A 24,339-nucleotide genomic window follows, 5' to 3' on the forward strand; every position below is an offset into this window, starting at 1 on the left:
TCGAGCAATTGGCGATTTGCGGCGGGTGAGGCGCTCGGCGCAATCTCAGCGCCCCCTCATCCGACCGCTTCGCGGCCACCTTCTCCCACCGGGGGAGAAGGGTAGTCTGTGGCAGCGTTTCGGCAAGAGCCTTGGGCCGCAAGAGTCGGAGAAGCCCCGACCCCTCTCCCTTGAGCGGAGAGGGGCCTTGGGCAGGCGTTGCTATCCTTTGATCAATACCCCAGATCGCGGCGGCGTTCGGCTTCGCCTTCGGGATCGTCCTCCTGGGTGTAGAGGGTGGATTCGGTGATGATGAGCTTTTCGGGCTCGACGCCGTCGACGAGATAGGCTTCCAGCGCATCGAAGCTCGGGCCGGCCATGTTGGGGGTCAGCTCCACTGTGGCGTTGGCTTCGCCGGCGGCCATGGCGGTGAAGATGTCGGGCACGGCGTCGATGGAGACCACCAGGATATCCTCGCCCGGCTGGAGGCCGGCTTCCTTGATGGCCTGGATGGCGCCCACGGCCATATCGTCATTGTGCGCGTAAAGGGCGCAGATGTCCTGGCCGCCGCCTTCGGCGCGCAGGAACCCTTCCATCACCTGCTTGCCGAGCGCGCGGGTGAAGTCGCCGGTTTGGGAGCGGACGATCTCGATATTGGGGGAGTTGGCGATGGCTTCCTCAAAACCCTGCTTGCGGTTGATGGCCGGGGAGGAGCCGACGGTGCCCTGGAGTTCGACGACGCGGCATTCCTCCTCGCCCACGGTTTCGACCAGCCACTCGCCGGCCACGCGGCCTTCGAGGACCTGATCGGACATGACTGCGGTGAGGTAGAGGTCATCGGGCGCGTCGATGCCACGGTCCATGAGGACGACGGGGATTTCGGCATCGCGCGCCTCGGTCAGAACCTCTTCCCAGCCAGTGGCGACGACCGGTGCGAGCAGGATGGCATCGACGCCCTGGGCGATGAAGGAGCGGATGGCGCGGATCTGGTTTTCCTGGCGCTGCTGGGCATCGGAGAACTGCAGATTGATACCGCGTTCCTCGGCTTCGGCACGTGTGACCGAGGTTTCGGCGGCGCGCCAGCCCGATTCCGAGCCGATCTGCGAAAAGCCGATGGTCATGCCGGAAAGGCCGTCCTGGGCGATCGCCGCCGAGCCCATCATGGCGACAGTGCTCACGCCCAGCGCGAGCTGCTTTAAGAATTTCATTGATTTTCCTCCTTTGGCGCCGGTCCCGAAGCCTCCCTCCGTTCCGGCTCGCGGAGGGAACAATTGCATATAGTATTACTATATGTAAAGGCGGAAAGTTGGTGTGAGGAGGGTGTGGAAAGGGATGGAGGGGGGGAGTGTTGGGGGCCAAGCGTGGAGGGTGGTGCGGTTTGGCTGGCGCTGTTGCTGGAGTCCGGGAGCAAGTCCCGGAATGACTGGCGGGGGAATTGGGGGCGGTTGGGGGCAAGCCTCTCGGGATGATGGCAGGCTGAGGTTGTGGTGTGGTTGGGGCAACTCAACGCCGTGCCATATGGGATTGTTGCCAAGGGCTCGGCACGGCATGTGGAAACCGCAGGCCGCAGGGCTCGGAGGCTTCCCGCGTGCACATAAGTATGACTAAACGGTTACGGGTTTATCGGACCCCGCAGCTCGCGATTTTGCCGTGCGGGCTCGATCACTCTGGCCGGAAGGTCAGCGGGACAGGTCGCGAACCGGGCGGACGTGATCTTCGAACGGCACGTGGCGGCGCCGGAATGTGGCACCCTCGTCTATTGCCGGCTTGCTGATCCGGTCCATCCGAAAATGTCGGAAAGCCTGGCGCGCCGGATCCCAGGCCACAAGATACCAAAGCGGCGGCAGGATCAGCATGGCTTGCGGTTCGACAATCCTGTTGGTCACCGCCCCTTTTGCATCGCGATACCGCAATCGCAATTGCCGCCGCTGAAGGAAGGCGGTCTCGAAAGCCGGGAGCAGCGCCGGGTCGATCGGGCCCAAATCCGAGATGTCGACCAGCGGCGAAAGTTGCCCGACATAGAGGCAATCGAGAAACCGGCGCAGGTCGCGCAGCTTGTCCGGGGGCAGGGCCTGCTCGATCTTGGACAGTCCGGCATCGGCTAGGCTCGAGAAGGGCAGGATTCCGGCAGCGCGCATGGATGCAACGCTGATGAGGAGCGCGAAAACCTCGGCGACCGAGAGCCGTGCCGTGGTCTGAACCGATTGCGGATCGAGTTGCAGCCCGCCGCCGCGCCCGGGTTCGGAATGAATGACAAAACCCATATCGCGCAGTGCACCGATGTCGCGCAACACGGTGCGCCTCGACGCGCCGACCGCTTCGGCGAGGTCAGCGACTGTCGCGGTGCCCGTACGGCGCAGGCTGCGCACGATGGCGTCTTGTCTAATGCGGGATGTCATTGGGCAATGCTGCTACGGAATGGTGTCAAAGTTTGTCACCATTGGACCCTAGGCAGTGGTCTCACCTGTCAGCAAGGAGAACGAACCATGCCCAATATGATCGACTTTCCCAAACCCAGCCTTGTCCCGGTCAACGGGGTGGTCCTCGAAGTCTTCGAGGCAGGTCGGGAGAACCGGGGAAAACCCATCGTGCTCTGCCATGGTTGGCCCGAGCATGCCTTCTCCTGGCGTTACCAAGTGCCCGCCCTTGCCTCGGCGGGCTACCACGTCATCGTCCCCAACCAGCGCGGTTATGGCAAATCGTCCCGTCCAACCGAGGTGACGGACTATGACATCGAGCATTTGTCGGGCGATCTTGTCGCGCTCCTCGATCACTATGGATACGACGATGCCATTTTTGTCGGCCACGATTGGGGCGCAATGGTTGTCTGGGGTCTGACCCTGCTTCATCCAGCGCGGGTCAGCAGGGTAATCAATTTGAGCCTGCCATACCAGGAGCGCGGCGCAGTTCCATGGATCGAGAGCATGGAACGGGTCCTTGGCGACGATTTCTACTTCGTTCATTTCAACCGATATCCCGGTGTGGCGGACGCCATCCTGGACGCGAACGCGTTCCGGTTCCTACGCAATCTCTACCGCAAGAACGTGCCGCCTGCGGAGCCGGCACCGGGAATGACGATGATCAACCTCGCCAAGGCCGAAACACCCTCGGGAGAGCCAGTGATGAGCGACGGTGAACTGGCTGTCTTGGTTTCCGCCTTTGAAGCCTCGGGATTTACCGGCAGCATAAACTGGTATCGGAACCTTGACCGCAACTGGCATCTGCTGGCGGACGCCGATCCGGTCATCCAGCAGCCCACGCTGATGATCTATGGCGACCGGGATACGGTCGCGAAATCTGGAAACCTGCAGCAATTCGTGCCCAACGTGGATGCCATCAGCTTCGATTGCGGTCACTGGATTCAGCAGGAACGGCCGGAAGAAACCAACCGGGCGATCCTGGAATGGCTGCGAGGGCAGGGTGCCGCACAGCCGGGAGCACGGCGCTGACGTCAGGGCTGCGGCCGCGCAAGCAAGATGACGCATTGGCCTGGGGGCGGAATGGTGTAAAAGGCTCGCGACGCAGAAACCGAAGGATGCCGGGCCATGGGCCTTGTGCGCGACATCGGCGGGGAAATCGTAAAGGCGCTGGCGGTGTTGGCGCTGGTGTTCCTCTCGTTCGCGCATCAGCCGGTTGCCGTTGCCCAGGTCGATGACGGGCCGCAATGGGCGGTGGCCGATCTTTCCTTCTGCGGGTCGGGGCCCGATGACGGGGATGCGGGACATGCACCCTGTCATGCGTGCCGCGCCGGCATCGCCGATCTGCCGCCGGCGCCCTGCGTGGCCGAGCCTGCCTATGTGGCGCTCGGGGAGGCGGGATTCGAGCTTTCCGACGATCTCGTCGTTCTCCAGCAGGCCTATTCTTCGGCCAATCCGCGAGCGCCGCCGGCACTGGTCTGAATCCCAAAGCTTTTCAGACCACATTCTTGCTGGAGATCGAAATGATCAGCATTCTTTCCCGCGCTGCCCTGGCGGCAGCCACCGTTTCCGTATTCGCGGCCCCGGCCTTCGCCCATATGACCTTCCAGAACGGCACCTCGGCGCCGGGCGAAAGCTTCCGCGGCGTGCTCATCCTGCCCCATGGCTGCGACGGCGCGCCGACCGACAGGGTGCGCGTCAATATCCCCCAGGGCTTTGCCGATGTGCAGGCCGAAGCCAAGGAGGGCTGGACCCTGGACGCGGGCGAAGGCCATATCGAATGGTCGGGCGGTTCGGTTGCCGATGACGCGGTGGAGACCTTCGCCTTTACCGGCACCTTCGCCGAGGACGCGCCCGACGCCGATATCGTCTTCCCGGTCGAGCAATATTGCGGCGACGTGGCCCTTGGCTGGGATCCGGTGGTGAGCCTGGGCGAAGGGGGGGCGGATGCTCATGCGCATGCGCAGGACGGCGTGACCGTGGGGGATCTCATGATCTCCGGGGCATTTACCCGCGCGACGCTGCCCAACGCGCCGGTCGGCGGCGGCTATGTCACCATCACCAACACTGGCGACGAGGCCGACCGGCTGCTCGATGCGCAATCCTCGTTCTCGCCGGACGTGCAGATTCACGAAATGGCGGTGGTTAACGACGTGATGCAGATGTCGCAACTGCCCGATGGGCTGGAAATCCCAGCGGGCGAGACGGTGACGCTGGAGCCGGGCGGACTGCATCTGATGTTCATGGATATCTCGCAGCCCTTCGTGGAAGGGGAAACCGTGCCGGTGACGCTGAGCTTCGAGCGGGCCGGAGACGTTGAAATCGAACTTGCGGTCCAGGCGTTTGGCGCCTCGGGCATGAGTTCCGGACATGAGGGGCACTGACCATGCTCAAGACGATACGCACTGTTTTGTGGACGCTGGTTGCCGTAGCGGCGGTGGGCGCGGGCTGGATCTGGTACACCTCGCCATCGGGACCCGGTGGTGCGGGGCAGCAGGGCGGTTCGGTGACTCAGGCGCTGGCCGGTGCCCAGGGGCGGTACGGAGCCGGCGACTACCAGCTCGTGACCCATGAGGGCGAGGCGGTGGACGACAGCGTGTTCGTGGGCAAACCGTCCATGGTGTTTTTCGGCTTCACCCATTGTCCTGACGTATGCCCGACCACGCTCGGCGACATGCAGCACTGGTATGCCGAACTGGGCGCGGATGCCGACAAGGTCGATGCCTATTTCGTCAGCGTCGATCCCGAACGCGATACCCCCGAGGTGCTGGGCGAATATGTGAGCTGGGTTTCCGACCGCATCACGGGTCTTACGGGTGAGCCGGCCGACATCGAGAAGATGGTTGATGCCTGGGGCGTCATGGCCGAGCGCGAGCCGCTCGAGGGCGGCGGGTACAACGTCAACCACACAGCCTCGGTGTTCCTGCTCGACGAGAACGGCGATTTCTTCGGCACCATCGCCTATGAGGAAGGGTCCGAGACGGCGTTGGGCAAGCTGCGCAGGTTGATTGGGAGCTAGATCAAAATCCCGCCCAGGGCTGCGACGATGACGACCAGCCAGGGTGGGGCTTTCCACACCATCAGCAATGCAAAGCACACCAGCGCCAGCGCGAAAGCGCCGGGGCTGGTGATGGCCGAGGTAAAGACCGGATCATAGAGTGCGGCGCCCAGGATGCCGACCACGGCGGCATTGGTGCCGGCCATGGCGGCGCGGGCCCAGGGGCGGGCGCTGAGTTGGTTCCAGAACGGCAGGATGCCGACCAGCAGCAGGAAGCCGGGAAGGAAGATGGCGGCGAGCGCGATGGCTGCGCCGGCAACCCCGTTCGGTTCGGGGCCGAGGACGGCGCCGAGATAGGCGGCGAAGGTAAAGAGCGGGCCGGGCATGGCCTGGGCGGCGCCATAGCCGGCCAGGAACGCATCCTCTCTGACCCAGCCGGGCGCGACGGTTTCCGCTTGCAGCAGCGGCAGCACCACATGACCGCCGCCAAAAACCAGCGAGCCGGAGCGGTAGAAGGCATCGAACATGGCGAGGGGCTGGCTGGTGGCCGAAAGGAGCGGGAGGGCGAAAAGGAGGACGAAGAACAGCGCGAGCGCTATGAACCCGGCCAGCTGGCTGACCGGAAAGGCGACCGGGCCGGCTTCGGGCAAGGGGAGATCGCGGCAGACCGTGTAACCTGCGACGGCGCCGAAGACGATGGCGGCGATCTGGCCGGCAGAGCCGCCGAGCGCGACCACCAGAAGGACGGCGAGGACGGCGATGGTGGCGCGCTGGCGGTCGGGCGTGAGCGATTTCGCCATGCCCCAAACGGCCTGGGCGACGATGGCGACGGCGACGATCTTGAGCCCGGTGAGGATGCCCGAGCCGATCGGGCCATCGATCATGGCGGCGCCGAATGCGAAGGCGACCATGAGGAGGGCCGAAGGCAAGGTGAAGGCCAGGAAGGCGGCGAGAGCACCCAAGGGACCGGCGCGCATCAGCCCCAGGCCGAAGCCGACCTGGCTGGAGGCGGGACCGGGAAGGAACTGACAGAGCGCGACGAGATCGGCATAGGCCGCCTCGGTAAGCCAGCGGCGGCGAGTGACGAACTCGTCACGAAAATACCCAAGATGGGCAATGGGCCCGCCGAAGGCGGTGAGCCCGAGCTTGAGGAAGGCAAGGAGAACTTCGACGGCGTTGCCGGCTGGTCTGGATGGATCGTCGGTGTGCCCGGTCATCGGCGTCTCCCCTGTGCAGGCGATGTGTGCGTCAAAAGGGTCGGCGCTGGCAAGGGGCGGGGGGGTTATGTCATTGAAAGTTCATGAAAGGCGGCGGTCGGGAGCAGCGCAGCGACCGCGAGGCTTTGGCGCGCCGGGCAGGCAGTCGTAAAGGGCTCTCGTCATTGCGATCAAGAAATCCCATATACGCGGTGCGGCAGGGAACCCATGAGGATATGGCCGGTTGTGAGCAGGGCCGGAAATCGGCGATGGGTGATGTTTCGGGCCGTTTGGGACGAGCTAAAAGGATTATGGCACTGAAATGAGCGTGGCATTCGTCAAGGAAGAAAGCGCGGAAGCGGCGTCGGAAACCGTCCTGCCCGACCGTCCGATTTCCATCTATCCCAACCTGGTGACCCAGGAGGGGCTGGCGCGGCTGAACAAGGAACTGGCCGAGGCCCAGGCGGCGCTGGAGGCGGCCAATGGGCTCGACGACATCAACGAGCGGCGACGGCAGGCCGCGGTGCCGTTGCGCGATGCCCGATATTTCGCCGAACGCGTGCGCACGGCGCAGCTCGTTCCGGCTCCCGACACCAATGATGTGGTGGCGTTCGGGCATAGGGTGACCTATGAGCGCGAGGACGGCCGGCGGCAGAGCTTCCGCATCGTCGGAGAGGACGAGGCCGACCCGGCGACGGGCTCGATTTCCTATGTGTCGCCGGTCGCCGCGGCATTGATGGGCAAGGCCGTGGGGGACGTGGTGGCGCTCGGCGAGCACGAGCTTGAAATCCTCGCCATTGCCTGAGGGGCCTTGGCGGCTGCCGGATCAGGCGGGCGCCAGGAACATGGCGTAGGCGGGGTTTTCGCTTTCGTCCCAGTGGGGATAGCCCAGGGTGTCAAGATAGGCTTCGAACGCGTCGCGTTCGGTAGGCGGGACCTGGACACCGACAAGGACGCGGCCATAGTCGGAGCCGTGGTTGCGGTAGTGGAACAGGGAGATGTTCCAGTCCGGCGCGAGGCCTTCTAGGAATTTGAGCAGCGCGCCGGGGCGTTCGGGGAATTCGAAGCGGAAGAGCAGTTCGTTTTCCAGCCCCTCGACGCGGCCGCCGACCATGTAGCGGATGTGGAGCTTGGCGACCTCGTTGTCGGAGAGATCGAGGACGGTGTGGCCGTGCTCGCGCAGCATGGCGATGATTTCGACCTTCTCGGCCTCGCCGCGCTTGAGGCCGATGCCCACGAAGATGTGGGCGCTGTTGCCGGGGGCGATGCGGTAGTTGAACTCGGTGACCGCGCGGGCGCCCAGCAGGCGGATGAAGGCGCGGTAGGCGCCCGGCTTTTCGGGGATGGTGACGGCGAGGACCGCTTCGGCGCGCTCGCCCAATTCGGCCCGTTCGGCGACGTGGCGCAGGCGATCGAAATTGATGTTGGCGCCCGAGCAGATGGCGACGGCGGCGCCTTGCGTTTGAAGCGATGGCGCGTGCTTGCGCAGGCCGGCGAGCGAGACCGCGCCGGCTGGTTCGGCTATGGCGCGGGTGTGCTCGAAGATGTCCTTGATGGCGGCGCAGATCTCGTCGGTGGAGACGGTGACGATATCGTCCAGCGTGTCCTTGAGGATGTCGAACGTCCGCTCGCCCGCCTGCTTGACAGCGACGCCGTCAGCGAAGATGCCGACCTCGTTCAGCGGCAGGGGGCGGCCCGCAGCGAGCGCGGCTTTCATCGAGGCGGCGTCTTCGGGTTCGACGCCGATGATCTTGATCTCCGGGCGCAGGAATTTCGCGTAGGCCGCGACGCCGGCGGCAAGACCGCCGCCGCCGATGGGCAGATAGAGGGCGGAGAGCGGGCCGCCGTGCTGGCGCAGAATCTCTACGCCGATGGTGCCCTGGCCGGCGATCACATCCGGATCGTCATAGGGATGGACGAAGGTGAGGTTTTCCGCCTCGCACAGCGCCAGCGCGTGGAGGCGGGCGTCATCGAACGCATCGCCATGGATCACCACTTCGCCGCCCAGGCGCTTGACGGCTTCGACCTTGATCGAAGGGGTGGTTGTGGGCATGACGATGACCGAGCGCAGGCCCATGCGGGTGGCCGAATAGGCGAGCCCCTGGGCGTGATTGCCAGCCGAGGCGCAGATGACGCCCTTGGCCTTTTCGGCCTCGGTGAGAGAGGCGAGCTTGTTATAAGCGCCACGCAGCTTGAAGGAAAAGACCGGCTGCAGATCCTCGCGCTTTAAGAACACCGGGCGGCCGAGCTTGTCGGAAAGCGGGCCCATCTTTTCCAGCGGGGTTTCGACGGCGGCGTCGTAAACCGAGGAGGAGAGGATGGCGCGGATGATATCATGCATGGGCGGGGCCTTCGGTGGTTGGCTCCTCTTAGCCCGGAAGCGGCTGTGTGTCACCGGGCGGTCATCGGGCGGCAATAGGGTGCGAGCGATGATAAGGATATCGATCTTGGCGATTGTGGCCGGACTTGCGTGGGGCAGCGGTGTCTTGGCGCGGCCGATGAGCGCCGATCTGGACGCTGTGACGCTGGAAGACGGCACCGGGGAAACGGTGCTGCTGGGTGAGCTTGTCGAAGGGGCGACGATCCTTCACTTCTGGGCGACATGGTGCGCGCCGTGCCGCGAGGAACTGCCCGAGCTGCAAGCCTTTGCCGAGGCGGAGGGGCTGGGCGAGCGGCTGGTGCTGGTGTCGGTGGATACGGCCGAGTACGGGCGCGTGGCGGCGTTTCTCGACAATCTGGGCGTGGGGCTTTCGAGCTGGCGGCAAGTCGAGGGGAATGTGGGGAGCGTCTTCGCGATATTGGGCTATCCGAGCACGGTGGTGGTCGATGGCGCCGGAGAGGTGCTGTGGCGGCGGCAGGGCGCGGTGGATTGGGGCGATGCAGTGAAGGCCGGGGAAGTGACTGATCTGTTGGAGGAATGATGCTCTTGTCGTTGAGCGATCCAATGGCCAATTAATATTTCCCACCATGGAGACCCAGATGAGTTTCGACCTGCCCAAACCGATTGCCGCCTATATCGAGGCGGGAGCCAATCTCGATGCCGACGCCATGGCAGCACCCTTTGCCGATGATGCGACAGTGGACGATTCCGGTGACGGACATCAGCCAGAAGGCAAGGAAGAGATCAGAGCCTGGATTGAAAACAACACAGTCGCGGTTAAGGCGATTTTTTCTCCAACCTCGGCGCACGAACAGGCGGGACGCTGGATTCTGGCAGGACCGGTGGCGGGGAACTTTCCCGGAAGCCCGGTCAATCTGCAATTCAGCTTCCAATTGCGTGGGGACAAGATTGCTGCACTGACCATCAGGTAAGCGAAGCGGGGCTCTCGCACGAGCCCCGCTTCCACCTCAGTGCTGATGGCCGGCGTGGCTGTGCTGGGTGGCGGTGGCGGATTCGATTTCGACGGCGGTGTCGAGGTGGACGTCGCCGAATTCGATATCGATGTGGAAATGTTCGCCTTCGACCAGCGGCTCGGTGAGGCCGTTGAGCTGCAGGGCAAGGCCGTTGGGCGAGAGGAGCATTTCCGAACCGGCCGGGATCGGCATTTCGGGGATCGGCACGTAGGAGAGCTCGCCGCCCGAATTCTGCAGGCCGACCAGTTCCACCGACTGGGCAAGCTCGGTTTCGCCGCCGGTGAGGGTTACATCCGCGTCGGAGGTGTTTTCGATCTCGACATAAACCAGAGCCGCGGACCCTTCGGTGGCGTTGGTCCAAGCGTGAACGGCGCGGATGCCGTCGGCTTCGGCCACATGATCGTCGTGTTCTTCGTGGCCGTGTTCCTCATGATCGTCATGAGCGTGATCGCCATGTTCCTCGTGATGCTCTTCGGCATGCTCGTCGTGAGTTTCCTGGGCAAAGGCCGGCGTGGCCAAGAGGGCGAGGGAAAGCAGGGCGGCTCTGATCATGATCGTGCTCCAGTTTGATTCGTCGCGCCGTTCTACGGCGCTGAATGTTATAAACTAACTGCGCAGATCTGTAGCCACGGGTCGTGACAGCGCGATGAAGGCAGGAACCAGGGCCAGGATGACGGTGAGGCTGACGAAAGCTGCAACGAGGTGGAACTCGGGCCACGAAAGGGTGGCGTTGACCAGGATATCGGTCTGCTGGGTGACGATGCGCGAGATGACGTTGGCGGCGAGATAGCCCACGGCGATGCCGCCGATCGCGCCGACAAAGATCAGGGTCGCGGCATAGGACCAGACCACAGAGAAGACGAACCGGGCCGGGGCGCCGAGCGCCCGCAGCAGCGCAAGGCGGCGGGCGAAGAGGCGCGTGAGGATGACGAGCCCGGCCAGTACGCCGGCGGTAACGAGGATTTGGGTGACGATGGCCATGACGCTCATCACCTGCCGGACATCGCCCATCAATGAATGCAGGCCCGCCAGGACGGCGCCGGGGAAGAAGGCCATGGTTTCCGCTGTCTGGAAACGGGCTCGCAGGGCGTAGTTGGCGTAGAGCTGTTCGGCGGACACCAGAACGGCGGGGGTGCCGGGGAAATAGTCGGGGTCGAAGGGCGGGCCGAGCTGGTCGGCATTTTCGGGGGCGTGGCCATTGGCAAGGCCGTGGATTTCCCAAACCGCTTCGACCGGGACGATGATGGCGCGATCCCATGGGGAACCGGTGGGCTGCATGCGGCCCACGACCCGATACTCGAAATGGTCGTGCGCACCTTCCTCGACGGCATCGCCGACCCCATGCTGGGGGACGAAGATATCACCGATTGCCAGATCGACGCGGGCGCCGATGACGGCATCGGCATGGGCGGCAAACATCTCGCCCTCCGCCAAGGCCTCGGACATGTGGGTGACAAATTGTGCGGTGGAACCGACGATGGGGAAGGAGTCGTAGCTATCGCCAAAGGCGATAGGTGCGGCCAGCGACACATCGGGAGTGGTGGCGATCTCGTCATAGATATCGCCCGAGAGCAGAGGCACGTCCGAGGGCTGGAGATAGACGGCGGCGAACAGCATGGTGATCTCGCTGCCGGGGGCGGAGATCACCAGATCGAACGGATCGGCGGCGCGGGCCGTGCCCTGGCGCAGGCCGCGCTCCTGGGCGATCAGCCCGACGCCGATGCCGACGGAAATGGCGATCAGGGCGATAAAGAGGGTGTTGGTCCAGCGGAAGCGCCAGAGCATGGCGCGGACCAGCGAGAACGGACGATAGCCGAAAAGCACCAGCCCGCCGACGATCAGGGCGGGGAGCAGGAGGACGATAAACACCAAGACATCCTGCGCGGCGACGGGCATCCATTCGATGGAGCGGTAAAGCGGGGTGAGAGGATTCATGCCGTTTCGTCCGAGGCTATGCGGCCGTCGATGATTTCGATGACGCGGTCCATGCGGGTGTAGACGGCGGGGTCATGGCTGACCGCGACGAGGGTTTTGCCGGTGTCGCGCACCAGGGAGACGAGGTCGTCGACCAGGGCGTCAGCTGTTTTGCGGTCGAGACTGGCGGTGGGTTCGTCGGCGAGGATGATGGCCGGATCGGCGGCAAGGGCGCGGGCTATGGCGACGCGCTGGCGTTCGCCGCCCGAAAAGCTTTCGACGGTGCGTGCGCCGTGGGAGATGCCGAGACGGTCAAGGACGGAGCGGGTCCGCTCGGTGATGGCGGATTGGCGCGAGCGACTGGCATAGGCGCCGGGGAGGGCGGCGTTTGCCGTGGCCGAGAGCTCCTCGAACAGCAGGAAATCCTGGAACACCATGCCGACCGTGCGGCGGCGGAATTTGGCGCGCGCTTCGGATGAAAGCGGGAGAAGATCGGTATCGCCCCAGCGGATCGTGCCGGTGGCGTTCTCGGTGAGCCCTGCGAGCGAGAAAAGGAATGTGGATTTACCGGCGCCCGAGGGGCCGCGCACGCCAAGACATGTGCCGGGCGTGAGGGTGAGGGCGGGGACGCTGAGGAGCGTGCGGCCAGAGGAGGCCTTGACCGCAAGGTCGGTGATGGAAAGGCCGAGGGTCATTGTGTCTCGCGGGTGCCGGAGCGTAGAGTCGTTGGTTGGCCGGGGTGGACAGGCACGTTTAGGGGCGGGGCGCAGGCTGCTGCTGAATTCCGGGGCAGGCCCGGAATTCAGCGTGTTGTGGGGAAGCGCTGAAGATCCGATTGGACTCAGCGGCAACCGGACCGCCGTGTGGTGGCTCAGGCGCGTTCCTGCACGGCGTCCATGAGCCGGACGCGGCTCACAAAGCCCAGTTCGGGGTCGGTATAGGTGCCCAGCGTAAGCGTGCCGCGGGTGACGATCTTGACGTTGAAGGGAATGACATCGACGACGCGCTGGGCGTAGACGGCGAGGATGTCGTTGGGCCATTCGGCTTCCGACGAGCAGAACGGGCAGACCGCCATGGGGCGGTTGGTGAGCACATAGAACTCGCTGTCGGCCTTCAGCGGGGGCGCCATGAAGCCTTCGATGGCGACGCGCTGGCCTTCATGCTCGAGAGCGAAGGGTGTGAAGCTCATGTCGTTGTTGTAAAGCTCGCGCAGCCGCACCTGCGGCTCGGCGGCCATGGCGCGGGTGGCGATGAAAGGGGCGGCGACGACGGCGCCGGTGGCGGTGGCGAAGAATCCGCGACGGTTCATTGACGATCTCCTTTGCCTTTGTGTTCGGGTTGGCGAAGGTTTAGCAGACGGGTTGCCAGCCAGTGTGACAGTTGGATGAAAAAGGGGCCGGCGAGCCGGCCCCTCCGGATTTCGTGAACCGAGAAGGCTTATTCGGCCGAACCGAAGACGGCGTGGTTCATGACGTGGAAGATCATTTCCTGATCCATGGTGCCACCGAAGAGGTGCGCCCAGGGGCCCTTGGCCCAGAGCCCGACGTCGACGCCCGAGTGCGATTCCGAGGAGGCCGGGATGAGGGCCTGCTGCAGGTAATCGGGATCCTGAGCTTCTTCCTGGGTCAGCTCGGGACGCGAACCCGAATAGGTGCCGTCTTCCTGTTCGACCAGGACCGAACCGGCGCCATTGCCGAAACCGACAACGGTGTAGGGCAGGCCATCAGCAGCCAGAACCAGCTCGTCCGAGTGCTCGACCTGGCCGCTGGCCACGTCGTAGCACAGGCCGGTGATCGGGGTGCCGCGGCCGCAATAGCCGTTGAAGACGATGGCGTGTTCGTGGTCCCCAGTGACGATGATCAGGGTGTCTTCGTCGTCGGTCATTTCGTCGGCGGCGCGAAGGGCTTCGGCGAACGCCACGCCGTCGGTGAAGGTGCGGTGAGCGTTGCCGCCGTGGCTGGCGTGGTCGACGCGGCCGGGCTCGACCATGAGGTAGAAGCCTTCTTCATTGGCCTGAAGCGCTTCGATGGCAGCCGATGTCATGTCGGCGATCGAAGGTTCGTTTTCCGGACGATCGTGCTCGTAGCTCATGTCCGAATTGGTGAAGAGGCCGAGAACCGGCTGGCTGAGGTCGACCGAGGCGAGTTCCTCGGCATTGTAGACGACCTGGGCGCCGAACTGGGCCGCGCGGTCGATAAGGTTGACGTCATCGACGCGGTTGCCAGTTCCAACGGGGATCTCGGTTCCCTCGGGAGCGAAGGCGCGGGCGCCGCCGCCGAGGGCGATGTCGATCACGCCGGCTTCCATCTGCTCGACGAGCTGGGTCGCGATGTCGGTGCAGCCTTCAGGAGCTTCGCTTTCCCAGTTGCGGTTGGCGGTCTTGGCGTAGACCGCGGCGCCGGTGGCGTGGGTGATGCGGGCGGTGGAAACGACGCCGACGGACCGGCCGGCGTCCGAAAGCATTTCGGAGAACAGGCGCAGCGGAACTTCGCTCGAGCAATCGTCGTGGATGGCGGTTTCGTCGAGGTTGATGGTGTTGAAGACCTGCTTGACGCCAGTGTTCATCGCGCCGGCGGTCGGCGCGGAGTCGGGGGTCTGAGCGTTGATGTTGTAGGTCTTGATGATCGCGCTGTTGGGGTACAGATCATGCGGCAGGTTGTGCTCTTCGCCGAGCAGACCCTGCTGCTGACCTTCGAACAGGCGGATGCCGTAATTGGTGCTCACGCCCATGCCGTCGACCACGAACAGGATCAAGTTCTTGGCGGTGTTGGTGTTGGGCTCGAGAGCGAGGCGCTCGGCGATCAGATCCTGACCGGCGGTGAAGTAATCGCTTTCGGCCTGCGGCAGGTCCTGGGCGATTGCGGTGGATGCGCAGAGCGCGATGGCGAGGGAAGACACTAGCGTCCGACGAAACATGGTTGCCTCCATGGGGTTTCGGTCGGCGGGACGCTATTGGCGTTGTGTGACGGTCAGGTCACCCGTCGGTGACGGTTCGATGACAGTGGATAACTAGCCCTGTGACGCGCGATCGCGGCGCAACTCGGCCACTTCGGCGCGCAAGGCGCGCACTTCGGCCAGGACCAGCTCGGTTTCCGAATGGATCGCGGCGCGGTCGGCTTCGGCGGTCGATTCATGCTCTTCCTGCATGGCCGAGACGATGACACCGATGAAGAGGTTGAGGACGGTGAACGCGGTGCAGGCGATGAAGGGGACAAAGAAGATCCAAGCTTCGGGATGTACTTCCATGACCGGGCGCACGATGCCCATGGACCAGCTCTCGAGCGTCATCACCTGGAAGAGGGTGTAGAGCGAAGCGGGGATGGAGCCGAACCATTCGGGGAAGGTCGCGCCATAGAGCTTGGTGGCCATGACCGCGAAGACGTAAAAGACCAGCATCAGGAGCACGAAGATCGAGCCGATGCCGGGGAGCGAGGCGACGAGGCCGCCGATCACCTTGCGCAGGGAGGGCACGACGGAAATCAGGCGCAGGACGCGCAGGATGCGCAGGGCGCGCAGCACCGTGAACGGGCCCGAAGAGGGGATGAGCGCGATGGCGACAATGACAAAATCGAAGATCGACCAGGGGTCGCGGAAGAATTTGAACCCATGGGCGTAAAGGCGCAGCGCGATCTCGACCACGAAGATGACGAGGATCGCCGCATCGAGGGCCATCAGGGCCGGGCCGGCGATGGCCATTACCTCGGGCGAGGTTTCCAGCCCCAGGGTGACGGCGTTGAGAATGATCACCGCGATGATGAACTGCTCCCAGCGGCGGGAGGAGAGAAACATGGCAAGCTTGCCGCGCATGGCTGGACGTTGTCCCCGGATCCGGTCGAATATGGCCGCGACAGGCAAAGCTCAATCGCTGCCAATGGTCAAGGGGAGATGAGATGCGCGCGCCCGTGCTGCTGATCCTGGGGCTGGCAAGCCCGCCGATTGCGGGCCAGGAGCCCGGATGGGGCTATTCGCCGCTGCCCGGAGAAGGCGATCGCGCCGCGATGGGATGCGATCGGGAAGCGACGGCCGAGGACTATGTCTGCCTGGCGGTGCGGTGCGAGGACGACTTTTCGGTTGGCGTGCATGTGCATTCGAGCCGTGAGCAAGGCGACGCCGGGCGCTGGGTGATGACGGTCGACCGCGAGAACCATGCGGCGCAAGCCCAGGTAAGCGACGCGCCCTATGGCGCGCGTTTCCCGGATGCTGATGCCGCATGGCTGGAGGAAAGGCTGCGGCAGGGAACGTTCGTTTACCTGCGGCATGAGGATGACGAGGGAGAGGGCTTCCGCTTCATCGATCTTTCCGGATCGCTGCGGGCGATCAATACGGCGCTCTATTATTGCGCGCCGCGCGTGCCGGTGGAACAAGAGAGCCCCGGGAGCGATCCCGAGGCTCGATAAGGCGGTTACGGCGCTTCCGAATCCCCCGTGGTGCCTTCTCCGGCCTGCTCGCTGCCGCCGGGGAGCGTCCAGGCGATGACGTGGTCGCCCAGCGGGGTTTCCATGGGCGTATGACCGCCCGCCATCATGACGAGATATTGCACGCCATCGAATTCATAGACGATGGGGGTGGCCTGTCCGCCGGCGGGGAGGACGTCGCTCCAGAGTTCCTCGCCGGTTTCGATATCGAAGGCGCGGATCATGTTATCGGTGGTCGCGGCGACAAAGATCAGCCCGCCGGCAGTGACGACCGGACCGCCATTGTTGGGGGTGCCGATGGTGAACGGCAGGAAGGTCGGGAGGTTGAACGGGCCGTTGGCGCGGGCCGAGCCGAAAGGCTGATCCCAGAGGGTTTCCCCGGTAGCCAGATCGATGGCGCGGATGCCGCCATAGGGAGGCTGCTTGCACATGAGCTTTGTGAAATCGTCGCGCCAGCCGACATTGATGTCGATGGCATAGGGCGCCCCGATCTGGGGATCGCCGCCCACGCCATCTTCGAAGATGGCGGTGCTCATGCCCGCTTCGTCGGCCTCGGCGCGCGGCACGAGGCGCAACCGGTTGGGAACGTCGTTGTAGTTGGCGATCAGGATGCCGCGCTCCTGGTCGACCGCCATGGCGCCCCAATCCTGGCCGCCATTGTAGCCGGGATACTGGACGTACCACTCATCGGTGGTGGGCGGGGTGTAGATGCCCTCATAGGACGAGTCGTGGTACTGGATACGGCACCAGAGCTGGTCGAGCGGGGTCATGCCCCACATATCGCGTTCCTCGATGGGGTCCATGGCCAACGAGTGGTAGGTCGAGAAGGGCTGGACTGGGGAAATATAGTCCGGCTCCACGCCACCCTGAGGGGTCTCGCGCTCCTCGACTTCAAACAGGGATTCGCCGGTCTCGCGGTTGAGGACGTAGATTTCGCCCTGCTTGGACGAGAGGATCAACGCCGGAACGGTGCCGTTCTCGGTGGGGAAATCGACCAGCGCCGGCTGGCTGCCCAAATCGTAGTCCCAGACGTCGTTATAGACTGTCTGGAAATGCCAGACATCGTCGCCGGTGGTGACGTCCACGGCCACGACCGAGGTGGCGTATTCGTTTTCGAGTTCGGAGCGGTTCGAGCCGTAATAGTCGACGGCGGAATTGCCCAACGGGAGGTAGACGAGGCCAAGTTCTTCGTCGGCGGCGGCGGTGGTCCACATGTTGGGCGTGCCGCGGGTGTAGACCTCGCCTTCGGGGGGAGCGCCGCGATTGTCGGGGTTGCCCAGGTCCCAGGCCCAGACGAGTTCGCCACTCACCGCATCATAGCCGCGCACGACACCGGACGGGGCGTCCTCGGCCTCGTTGTCGTTGACGTTGTAGCCCACGACGACGATGCCGCGAATGATGGTGGGAGCGGAGGTGACCCCGATCCAGCCCGGTACGGTGTCGCCCAGGCCGTCCTCGAGATCGATCTGGCCGTTGGTGCCGAAATCGGTGCAGAGCTCGCCCAGATCGGCATCGAGGGCAAACAGGCGCCCGTCTTCGGTGCCCGAGATGATACGGCGGGCGCAGAAATCATCGGGACCGGCCTCGGGGTCCTCGAAATAGGCGACGCCACGACAGGCGCCGATGGAGAGAATTTCGGGAGCGATGCCCGGATCGTAACGCCATTCCTCCTCGCCCGAACGGGCGTCGATGGAAATCACCACATTGGTGGGGGTGCAGATGTAGAGATCGTCATCGATCTTGAGCGGGGTGTTTTCCGGCGACCAGCGCTGGCTTTCGTCAGCATCCTCGGGCGGCATCACGCCGGTCTGGAACTCCCAGGCGCGTTCGAGCTGGGCGACGTTCTCGGGGCTGATCTGGGTGAGCGGGGAATAGCGCGTGCCGTGATGGGTGCCGCCATAGGCTGGCCAGTCGGCGCCGGTCTGGGGCATTTCCAGGACACCGCGCAAGGGAACGCCGGTGGGGCTGGTCGCCGCCGGCTCCGTGGTGGGCTGAGCCGGTTGCTCGGGAGTGGTTTCTTCGGTGGCGGCTTCTTCGCCGGTCTGTTCCGGAGTGGCGGCGGGCGTCGGTTCCTGGGCATCGGGCGCGGGAGCCTGCTCGGTGGCGGGCGCCTGGGTGGCGGGTTCTTCCACGGTCGGTGCCTGGCCCGCTGGCGCTTCTCCCGCATCGTCGGGCAGGGCCTGCTGGGCGTCCTCGGCCGGGGCTTCTTCCTGCGCGACCGCAATGCCTTGCTGGCTGACGTTGAGAACGGCGATGGAGGTGACCAGCGCGAACAATCCACCGACCGCGGCGGCAGCGGTGCCGCGCGGGGTGGCGAAACGCCCGCGTAGCGCGGGGATGAGGGCGAGGATGAGGATCAACACGACGGTGGGCGCGACGAGGCGCGGGATTTGCGCCCAGCCGTCGAGGCCGACCTCCCACAGCGCCCAGGCGACGGTGCCCACAAAGGTTATGAGATAGATCCAGACCGCCAGCATCGAGCGGCGGAAGAGGAAGAAGGCGGTGAGCAGAAGGCCCAGGCCGGCGAAAATGTAGTACCAGGACCCGCCCAGGGAGGCCAGCCAGATGCCGCCGCCGAAAATCGGCAATCCGAAGATGAGAACGATGGCTCCGATGACCATTGCGGCCCAAAAGCCGAAGCCTCGGCGCGCGCGATGCGTGTCCTGCATGGTTCCCTCCTTCGGTGAAATGGCTAGGGGCACAATCCCGAAGAACGGCGAGAGTTCCGAGAAAAAGGCGAACTTGTGGTGAGGGCGGATGCCTTGTCCCTGACGGGATGCCGGGGCGGGGAGGCCAATCCATGTTACGGGACAGGAACGCCGCCTGGGCGAACCTGTTTGGTCGAGATCACCAATAAGGGAGTTCCCCCAAATGAAACCGCTTTCTCTTGCCGCCCTGGGCTTGGCCGCCGCGCTTTTGGCCCCGGCCGCCGGGGTCTTGGGCCAAGCCGCGACCGAAACCCCCGCCGCGCCGATGCCGATTACCGATCCGCAGGAATTCGCCGACATGGCGGCCTCGTCCAACATGTTCGAGATCCAGTCGAGCGAACTGGCGCTCGAAACGAGCGAGAACGAGGAGGTCATCGCCTTTGCCGAGCAGATGGTCGCCGACCATACGATGGCGGGCGAGAACATGATGGCCGCCGCCCAGGAGGACGGGGTAACCCCGGCCGATGCCATGAACGAGCAGCACCAGGCGCAATATGACGAGCTTGCGGCGGCCGATGCCGCCGCGTTCGACCAGGCCTATATCCAAGCCCAGGTGACGGCCCACGAAGAAGCCGTCGCCCTGTTCGAAGGCTTTTCGACCGAAGGCGAGGAAAGCGCGCTGCGCGATTTCGCCACCGAAACCCTGCCCACGCTCCAGATGCATCTCGAGCACGTCCAGGCCATGAGCGGCATGTAACGCGGCTGGCCAACGCCTCTTCCCGAGGCCCGGCTGCTCAGGCGGCCGGGCCTTTTTCATATAACTTATCCCCGCGTCACGGTGGTGGGGTATGGTTGTGGCACGGTGAGATTGGCGCGGCCGGCAGCAACGGCCCCTCCACTGTGCTTCCGGGCGCTGAATGCTTCAGCAAAAGCGCCGATCTCACCGAACCTTTTCAATTCAGCGGGGATCGAAGCGATGACCGAGGCGGCGGAGCCGGACTGGGCGCGGATACGCGCGGAATACGAGGCGGGGGAGGTGCCCATCGACGAACTCGTCGCCACCCATGCAATCAAGCGCAACCAACTCAACTATCACCGGCGCAAAGAGAACTGGACATTGCGGAATCCAGTGACCGGCAAGCGGGGATTGCTCAAGCGCATGCTGTCCCTGATCGAGCGCCAGATTGCCCGGATGGAGCAGAAAATGAACGAGGAACCCATGAACGCGACCGAAATGCGGATGCTCGAATCCATGACCAAGGCGATCGACAGGATCGGGGCCATGGAGGTGGCGGAAAAGAAGGCACGTTCGGGCAGGGTGCGCATGGACCCCGAGCTCGAAGCCATTCGCGAACGTCTCGTCCAGCGGATCCAAGAGCTTGACGTCGAACAATAGGCTGCCGCCCCTGACCGCCGCCCGCAAGGCGGCGATGGTGAAGCGGGCCGAGAACCTGACCCCCGGCGAGGCCGAACAGTTCAAATGCTACTGGACCATCTGGAACCATAAGATGCAGCGGCCGCCCGAGGGCGACTGGACGACCTGGCTGATGCTCGGGGGGCGCGGGGCGGGCAAGACCCGCGCCGGAGCGGAATGGGTTCGCCAACTGGTGGCCGCCCCGCGTCCGGTTTCGCCCATCGCGCTGGTGGGAGAAACCATGGCCGAGGCGCGCGCAATCATGGTCGAGGGCGTCTCCGGGATCCTCTCGGTCCATCGCCGTGCCGAGCGGCCGCGCCTGGACAAGGCGCGCGCCGTGCTGGTGTGGCCCAACGGGGCCGAGGCCTGGCTGATGCCGGCCAACGACCCGGAACGGTTTCGCGGGCCGCAATTTGCCGCCGCCTGGTGCGACGAGCTTGCGAAATGGCCCAAGGCCGAAGCGGCGTGGGACATGCTGCAATTCGGCCTGAGGCTGGGCATGCGGCCGCGTCAACTGGTGACGACCACGCCCAAGCCCACGCGCCTGCTCAAGCGTCTGATGGCCGATCCGAACACCGTGGTGACGCGCATGGCCACCAAGGCCAACCGGGACAATCTCGCCCCGGCATTTCTCCAGGCCGTGGTGGCGCGCTATAACGACACCGTTTTGGGACGGCAGGAGCTTGACGGCGAGTTCGTCGAGGAAATGCCGGGGGCGCTGTGGAACCGGGCGCAGATCGAAGCGGGGCGGATCGGGGAAGCACCCGATCTGAGCCGCGTGGTGGTGGCCGTCGACCCGCCGGTGACCGGGCGCAAGACGTCCGACGCCTGCGGCATCGTCGTGGCGGGGCGGTGGGGCGACCGGGCGGTGGTTCTGGCCGACCGGACGGTGAAGGGCACCTCGCCCGTGGGATGGGCGCGCGTGGCGGTCACCGCGTTTCACGAGTTCGCCGCCGATGCGATCGTCGCCGAGGTCAACCAGGGCGGCGATCTGGTGGGGCAGGTGCTCGGCCAGGTCGATGCCGGCGTGCCGGTGCGCGCCGTGCGGGCCAGCCGGGGCAAATGGGTGCGGGCCGAGCCGGTCGCGGCGCTCTATGCCCAGGGACGCGTGAAGCATGCGGGGATGTTCGCCGAACTCGAGGACGAGCTGTGCGCCTTCGGGCCGGACGGGCTGGCCGAGGGGCACTCGCCCGACCGGCTGGACGCGCTGGTGTGGGCGGTGACGGAATTGCTGCTGCGCGAGGGGCCGGTGCCGAGGGTGCGGGTTTAGAAATTTTGCCCGAACTTATCCCCGCGTCACGGTGGTGGGGTATGGTTTGGGTATGATGGGGATGCTGCGGCGGTCCTCGAAAGACAATCCAGACAGGGATGAAACCATGGCCAACTGGCTTGAACGCCTCAAGGGCGGGCGGACGCGTGCGCCGATCGAGGCCAAGGCGGCGCAGACGCTGTTTACGCTTTCCCCGCTCGGGATCGGCGGCGGGGCGCGAAAGGGGTTTGTGGCGCTGGCCAATGAGGGATTTGCGCGCAATCCGGTGGTCTATCGCTGCGTGCGGCTGGTGGCCGAGAGCGCGGCGCGGGTGCCGCTGGAGGTGCATGACGGGGAGCGGGTTCTGAGCGAGCATCCGCTGCTCGACCTGCTCGGAAGGCCCAATCGGCGGCAGGATGGGAAGGCGCTGCTCGAAAGCGTCTTTTCCTATCTGCAGATCGCGGGGAACGCCTATCTCGATGCGGCGATCGTGGAGGGGGAGGTGAAGGGGCTCTATGGGTTGCGGCCGGACCGGATGGCGGTGATCGCGGGCAAGGATGGGTGGCCGGTCGGGTATGCCTACACCGCGGGCGGCAAGACTCAGCGGCTGATGCTCGATACCGAGCCGGTGGCGCGGGTGTTGCATCTGAGCCTTTTCGATCCGCTGGACGACCATTATGGGCTGGCGCCGCTGGCCGCCGCGCAGGGGAGCCTCGAGACGCACAACGCGGCCACGAGCTGGAACCGGGCGCTGCTGGAGAACGCCGCGCGGCCATCGGGGGCGCTGGTTTACAATGCGGCGGCGGGGAATTTGACTGAGGATCAGTACCAGCGGCTCAAGGGGGAGCTCGAGGAGGGATTCACCGGGGCGCTCAATGCGGGGCGGCCCATGGTGCTCGAGGGCGGGCTGGACTGGAAGGCGATCGCGCTGACCCCGCGCGACATGGATTTTCTCGAAGCCAAGAATGCGGCAGCGCGGGAGATCGCCTTGGCCTTCGGGGTGCCGCCGATGCTGCTGGGGATTCCAGGGGACAACACATACGCCAACTATGCCGAGGCGAGCCGGGCGTTGTGGCGGCAGACGGTGATCCCGCTGGTCAACGCGGTGGCGGGTGCGCTGGGACATTGGTTGTCGCCGGCGTTTGGGGGCGTCGAGTTGGTGGCCGATTTCGACATGGTTGAAGCGCTGGCGTCCGATCGGGCCAAGGATTGGGAGCGGGTGGGGAATGCCGATTTCCTCACCGATGACGAGAAGCGGGAGTTGCTGGGGTTTGGGAGGCGGTGAGGAACTTGGCCGGCGGGGTTTGATGCGGAAGCTCAGCGCCCCCCTCAGCCCCCGGCCCCTCTCCCACCAGGGGAGAGGGGGGCTCTTGTTGCGGGCGTGGGGACAACCTTCGGCGCCTGTGAGGCGTCGGACGCGGTGAAAGGTCAGCCTCGCGGCTGACGCATCGGCTGCGCCGATGCGCACCCCTCACCCCCAGCCCCTCTCCCTCAAGGGGAGAGGGGGGCTTTCTTGGCAGTGTTTCAGGTCTTGCAGAAGCTCCCCTTGAGGGAGAAGGGGCGATTGGCACGAGTGTTGTGGGGAAGCCGCAGGGCTGAGCGCGGCGTTTGGTAGGCGCCGGCGCTTCCATGAACACCAATACCCTTCTCCCCTCGTGGGAGAAGGTGGGCCGGCGTAGCCGGCTCGGATGAGGGGGCGCTGAGGTTGCAGCAATACAGGGCTGCGGCGGTCTTCGAAGAGGAAATCGAAAATGGACGAGATCATTTCAACGGTGCTCGCCAAGGGGGACCTGGCGCATCTGGCGCTGTTTATGTGGGCGAGCGGGGCCAGTACGGCGGCGCTGTTGCTGTTGCGCGAGCTGGCTGCCGCCAACAAGCAGTACAACGCATTCGTCACCGAAATCGCCCACCTCAATCGACTGTTCAGGGATAAGGACTGATGGGGAGACGCAAGACGGGCAAGAGTTCGGGCAATGAAGCGACCCAGGTGTTCAGGCAATTCGCCTGGAACCTGGCGGGAACGCTGGCGCGCCGGCCGACCAAGGCGGCGCAGGGCAAACAGGAGACGGCGCGATGAGCGTCGCCATCGATGCCGATGGGCGGTTCTCGGGCTATGCCTCGGTGTTCGGGCGGGTCGATGGGGGCGGGGATATCGTGATGCCAGGGGCTTTTCGCGACAGCCTCCGGGCGCGCGGGACCGACAGGGTTCGGCTGTTGTTTCAGCACGATCCCAAGGAGCCGATCGGGCTCTGGGACGAGATCGTCGAGGACGAGTTCGGGCTGAAGGTGTCCGGGCGGCTGCTCGACGGGGTGCCGAGAGCGGCAAGCCTGCGGGCGCTGATCGCGCAGCGGGCGATCGACGGGCTCTCGATCGGGTTCCGCGCGGTGCGGGCGACCCGCGAGGGCAGGACGGGGACGCGGCGGCTGTGGACCGTGGACCTTTGGGAAATCTCCATCGTCACCTTCCCGATGATGGAGGCGGCGCGGATTTCGGCCGCATCGGATCTGGCCGCAACGCTCGGAGCGGCGACGAAACTGCTGAGAACACAGTAGGGTAGGGCCGCTGCGTCAGCGCCGGGATGAATCCGAGAACCCGCGACTGCCGTAACCGCTGAAGAGGTTGGGCTTTTCGCGGCGTCTGTTGCCTCACGTCTTCTGAATTTGCGGGAGCCTTGCGGGTCTCCGGGTCAAGCCCGAAGACGACGAGGTGGGAGGGGCAGGAGACGACGAGGGAAGAGTGTGAAGCATGAACAGG

26 protein-coding genes are annotated in these 24,339 nt (G+C 64.9%); 15 read left to right on the plus strand and 11 right to left on the minus strand.

Going from position 1 to position 24,339, the window contains the following annotated elements; all coding sequences use genetic code 11:
• Window positions 1-212 precede the first annotated feature (212 nt).
• On the minus strand, window positions 213-1,187 hold the full coding sequence (ytfQ, locus tag NO932_RS05355) for a galactofuranose ABC transporter, galactofuranose-binding protein YtfQ (protein WP_309162117.1): 975 nt from the start codon (window positions 1,185-1,187) through the stop codon (window positions 213-215).
• A 471-nt stretch (window positions 1,188-1,658) separates the two neighbouring features.
• On the minus strand, window positions 1,659-2,378 hold the full coding sequence (locus tag NO932_RS05360; RefSeq protein WP_309210065.1) for a WYL domain-containing protein: 720 nt from the start codon (window positions 2,376-2,378) through the stop codon (window positions 1,659-1,661).
• 87 nt (window positions 2,379-2,465) lie between these two features.
• Here NO932_RS05360 and NO932_RS05365 point away from each other — a divergent pair, with 87 nt between their 5' ends.
• The 4 genes from NO932_RS05365 to NO932_RS05380 all read left to right on the plus strand — a co-directional run bounded on the left by NO932_RS05365 (window position 2,466) and on the right by NO932_RS05380 (window position 5,415).
• The gene (locus tag NO932_RS05365; RefSeq protein ID WP_309210067.1) at window positions 2,466-3,428 is read left to right on the plus strand and encodes an alpha/beta hydrolase; all 963 of its coding nucleotides are present in this window, start codon (window positions 2,466-2,468) and stop codon (window positions 3,426-3,428) included.
• 96 nt (window positions 3,429-3,524) lie between these two features.
• Entirely contained in the window at window positions 3,525-3,878 is a 354-nt protein-coding gene (locus NO932_RS05370; RefSeq protein ID WP_309210068.1) for a hypothetical protein, read from the plus strand.
• A 41-nt stretch (window positions 3,879-3,919) separates the two neighbouring features.
• A complete protein-coding gene (locus NO932_RS05375; RefSeq protein ID WP_309210069.1) occupies window positions 3,920-4,780 on the plus strand; it encodes a copper chaperone PCu(A)C in 861 nt (286 codons plus the stop codon).
• 2 nt (window positions 4,781-4,782) lie between these two features.
• On the plus strand, window positions 4,783-5,415 hold the full coding sequence (locus NO932_RS05380; RefSeq protein WP_309162112.1) for an SCO family protein: 633 nt from the start codon (window positions 4,783-4,785) through the stop codon (window positions 5,413-5,415).
• Here NO932_RS05380 and chrA read toward each other — a convergent pair.
• The gene (chrA, locus tag NO932_RS05385) at window positions 5,412-6,611 is read right to left on the minus strand and encodes a chromate efflux transporter (RefSeq protein WP_309210070.1); all 1,200 of its coding nucleotides are present in this window, start codon (window positions 6,609-6,611) and stop codon (window positions 5,412-5,414) included. The genes NO932_RS05380 and chrA overlap by 4 nt on opposite strands.
• Window positions 6,612-6,912: 301 nt before the next feature.
• Between chrA and greA the strand changes: the two genes are divergently transcribed.
• Complete coding sequence (greA, locus tag NO932_RS05390) at window positions 6,913-7,395, plus strand: transcription elongation factor GreA (protein ID WP_309162110.1); 483 nt, start codon at window positions 6,913-6,915, stop codon at window positions 7,393-7,395.
• A 21-nt stretch (window positions 7,396-7,416) separates the two neighbouring features.
• Here the strand turns inward: greA and ilvA are convergent, their stop codons facing one another.
• On the minus strand, window positions 7,417-8,931 hold the full coding sequence (gene ilvA / locus NO932_RS05395; RefSeq protein ID WP_309210071.1) for a threonine ammonia-lyase, biosynthetic: 1,515 nt from the start codon (window positions 8,929-8,931) through the stop codon (window positions 7,417-7,419).
• Between the two features lie 115 nt (window positions 8,932-9,046).
• Here ilvA and NO932_RS05400 point away from each other — a divergent pair, with 115 nt between their 5' ends.
• A complete protein-coding gene (locus NO932_RS05400) occupies window positions 9,047-9,511 on the plus strand; it encodes a TlpA disulfide reductase family protein (protein WP_309210985.1) in 465 nt (154 codons plus the stop codon).
• Between the two features lie 58 nt (window positions 9,512-9,569).
• Window positions 9,570-9,902: a nuclear transport factor 2 family protein gene (locus NO932_RS05405; protein WP_309210072.1), complete on the plus strand. Its 333-nt coding sequence runs from the start codon at window positions 9,570-9,572 to the stop codon at window positions 9,900-9,902.
• Window positions 9,903-9,938: 36 nt separating this feature from the next.
• Here the strand turns inward: NO932_RS05405 and NO932_RS05410 are convergent, their stop codons facing one another.
• The 6 genes from NO932_RS05410 to NO932_RS05435 all read right to left on the minus strand — a co-directional run bounded on the left by NO932_RS05410 (window position 9,939) and on the right by NO932_RS05435 (window position 15,665).
• Window positions 9,939-10,496 (minus strand): copper chaperone PCu(A)C, encoded by a 558-nt coding sequence (locus tag NO932_RS05410; protein ID WP_309210073.1) that lies wholly within the window; start codon window positions 10,494-10,496, stop codon window positions 9,939-9,941.
• Window positions 10,497-10,550: 54 nt separating this feature from the next.
• Window positions 10,551-11,879 (minus strand): FtsX-like permease family protein, encoded by a 1,329-nt coding sequence (locus NO932_RS05415; RefSeq protein ID WP_309210074.1) that lies wholly within the window; start codon window positions 11,877-11,879, stop codon window positions 10,551-10,553.
• Entirely contained in the window at window positions 11,876-12,553 is a 678-nt protein-coding gene (locus NO932_RS05420; RefSeq protein WP_309210075.1) for an ABC transporter ATP-binding protein, read from the minus strand. Before NO932_RS05420 ends, NO932_RS05415 begins: the two co-directional genes overlap by 4 nt.
• A 176-nt stretch (window positions 12,554-12,729) precedes the next feature.
• Window positions 12,730-13,167, minus strand: coding sequence for a hypothetical protein (locus NO932_RS05425; protein ID WP_309210076.1), 438 nt, complete (start codon window positions 13,165-13,167; stop codon window positions 12,730-12,732).
• Between the two features lie 128 nt (window positions 13,168-13,295).
• Window positions 13,296-14,774, minus strand: coding sequence for an alkaline phosphatase (locus tag NO932_RS05430; RefSeq protein WP_309210077.1), 1,479 nt, complete (start codon window positions 14,772-14,774; stop codon window positions 13,296-13,298).
• Window positions 14,775-14,867: 93 nt separating this feature from the next.
• Window positions 14,868-15,665, minus strand: a complete 798-nt coding sequence (locus NO932_RS05435) for an ion transporter (protein ID WP_309210078.1) — start codon at window positions 15,663-15,665, stop codon at window positions 14,868-14,870.
• Between the two features lie 83 nt (window positions 15,666-15,748).
• Between NO932_RS05435 and NO932_RS05440 the strand changes: the two genes are divergently transcribed.
• The gene (locus tag NO932_RS05440; RefSeq protein WP_309210079.1) at window positions 15,749-16,255 is read left to right on the plus strand and encodes a hypothetical protein; all 507 of its coding nucleotides are present in this window, start codon (window positions 15,749-15,751) and stop codon (window positions 16,253-16,255) included.
• Between the two features lie 5 nt (window positions 16,256-16,260).
• On the opposite strand, the gene NO932_RS05445 is transcribed toward NO932_RS05440, so the two are convergent.
• Window positions 16,261-18,942 carry a PQQ-binding-like beta-propeller repeat protein gene (locus tag NO932_RS05445; RefSeq protein WP_309210080.1) on the minus strand — a complete coding sequence of 894 codons (2,682 nt, stop codon included), beginning with the start codon at window positions 18,940-18,942 and terminating at the stop codon, window positions 16,261-16,263.
• A 202-nt stretch (window positions 18,943-19,144) separates the two neighbouring features.
• Between NO932_RS05445 and NO932_RS05450 the strand changes: the two genes are divergently transcribed.
• The 7 genes from NO932_RS05450 to NO932_RS05480 all read left to right on the plus strand — a co-directional run bounded on the left by NO932_RS05450 (window position 19,145) and on the right by NO932_RS05480 (window position 24,137).
• Window positions 19,145-19,678 (plus strand): DUF4142 domain-containing protein, encoded by a 534-nt coding sequence (locus NO932_RS05450; protein ID WP_309210082.1) that lies wholly within the window; start codon window positions 19,145-19,147, stop codon window positions 19,676-19,678.
• 219 nt (window positions 19,679-19,897) lie between these two features.
• Window positions 19,898-20,317: a hypothetical protein gene (locus tag NO932_RS05455; RefSeq protein ID WP_309210083.1), complete on the plus strand. Its 420-nt coding sequence runs from the start codon at window positions 19,898-19,900 to the stop codon at window positions 20,315-20,317.
• 34 nt (window positions 20,318-20,351) lie between these two features.
• Window positions 20,352-21,605, plus strand: a complete 1,254-nt coding sequence (locus NO932_RS05460; protein ID WP_375142873.1) for a DNA-packaging protein — start codon at window positions 20,352-20,354, stop codon at window positions 21,603-21,605.
• 106 nt (window positions 21,606-21,711) lie between these two features.
• Complete coding sequence (locus tag NO932_RS05465) at window positions 21,712-22,869, plus strand: phage portal protein (protein WP_309210084.1); 1,158 nt, start codon at window positions 21,712-21,714, stop codon at window positions 22,867-22,869.
• Between the two features lie 466 nt (window positions 22,870-23,335).
• Window positions 23,336-23,524, plus strand: coding sequence for a hypothetical protein (locus NO932_RS05470; RefSeq protein WP_309210085.1), 189 nt, complete (start codon window positions 23,336-23,338; stop codon window positions 23,522-23,524).
• Window positions 23,524-23,661 carry a hypothetical protein gene (locus tag NO932_RS05475; protein WP_309210086.1) on the plus strand — a complete coding sequence of 46 codons (138 nt, stop codon included), beginning with the start codon at window positions 23,524-23,526 and terminating at the stop codon, window positions 23,659-23,661. The genes NO932_RS05470 and NO932_RS05475 overlap by 1 nt, the downstream gene beginning before the upstream one ends.
• Window positions 23,658-24,137 carry an HK97 family phage prohead protease gene (locus NO932_RS05480; RefSeq protein ID WP_309210087.1) on the plus strand — a complete coding sequence of 160 codons (480 nt, stop codon included), beginning with the start codon at window positions 23,658-23,660 and terminating at the stop codon, window positions 24,135-24,137. Before NO932_RS05475 ends, NO932_RS05480 begins: the two co-directional genes overlap by 4 nt.
• Window positions 24,138-24,339 lie beyond the last annotated feature (202 nt).

The organism is Pelagibacterium sp. 26DY04 (genome assembly GCF_031202305.1).
Taxonomy (GTDB): Bacteria; Pseudomonadota; Alphaproteobacteria; order Rhizobiales; family Devosiaceae; genus Pelagibacterium.